Genomic DNA, 856 nt, shown 5'->3' with positions numbered 1-856 from the left:
GGGCAGCGTTTCCGAGTGTGGGAGCAATTACCGGGCCGTGCTAATGAAGCGCTGGACTGTCGGGTTTATGGTTATGCTGCGCTGTGTGGCTTGCTGCATATGGGACTAAAATTGAATGCACTAGCCACAAGCATCACAGAAAATCCGGGCAGATTATTGCCCCCGCCCGCAGAACCGGAAGAAAAGCCAAGCTTGCAATATCCCGGCGTCATTATTCAGGAACCGGAAAAGCCGAAGCGTAAGCGTATGTCTCAACTTTTGCCCTCTTAACCCTCAGCTATCTCAAGGATATTTATGTTTAACAGAAACACGAGTTTATTAGCGGGTGCAATGACGCGTGAGCAACTGCAAGATGCGCTAGCGAAAGCCCAACAGGCTTATATCGATCTGGCGACGGGAAGCCGGGGCGTGTCTTTTTCTTACACGCAGGGAGACGGCACCCGTTCAGTTTCGTATCAACAAAGCTCGCTGGCGGATTTACTGGCGCTGATCCAACTCTTACAAGCTCAACTGGGCATTGTCTCACGGCCACGGCGCCCGATAAGGCTCAGGTACTGATATGAGTGAAATACGAATTCTAGGCCCAAACGGACAGCCGTTGCCGCCATCACGTCCGAAGCTGTCTATGCTGGTTGGCGGTAGTCGTGTTCCGTATGACGCCGCCGACACATTCAGCGATCAGCTGGCAAACTGGCAGCCGGCGCTGTGGTCGCCAGACAACGAAATCAATATCTATCGCGACCGCATTGTGTCGCGTGTCCGTGATTTGGCAAGGAATGATGGCTGGGCCAGCGGTGCGATCACCCGAGTTCTTGACAATGCTATCGGGGCTAATTTCCGTCCCATTATCAAACCT

3 protein-coding genes are annotated in these 856 nt (G+C 53.0%); all 3 read left to right on the top strand.

The genetic code is table 11. From position 1 onward, the window contains the following. Positions 1 to 270, top strand: a 270-nt coding sequence (locus ACGF5R_RS24175) for a terminase gpA endonuclease subunit (RefSeq protein ID WP_387693160.1), incomplete at its 5' end; no start/stop codon positions are given. Positions 271 to 294: 24 nt separating this feature from the next. Beyond that, positions 295 to 558 (top strand): gpW family head-tail joining protein, encoded by a 264-nt coding sequence (gpW, locus tag ACGF5R_RS24170; RefSeq protein ID WP_036847803.1) that lies wholly within the window; start codon positions 295 to 297, stop codon positions 556 to 558. Between the two features lies 1 nt (position 559). Beyond that, a partial coding sequence (locus ACGF5R_RS24165; RefSeq protein ID WP_387693159.1) for a phage portal protein occupies positions 560 to 856 on the top strand: 297 nt, incomplete at its 3' end.

This window comes from Photorhabdus sp. RM71S, assembly GCF_042879355.1.
Classification (GTDB): domain Bacteria; phylum Pseudomonadota; class Gammaproteobacteria; order Enterobacterales; family Enterobacteriaceae; genus Photorhabdus; species Photorhabdus kayaii.
Note: the sequence above shows the minus strand (reverse complement) of the source record. Positions and strands in the feature narration are given on the sequence as shown.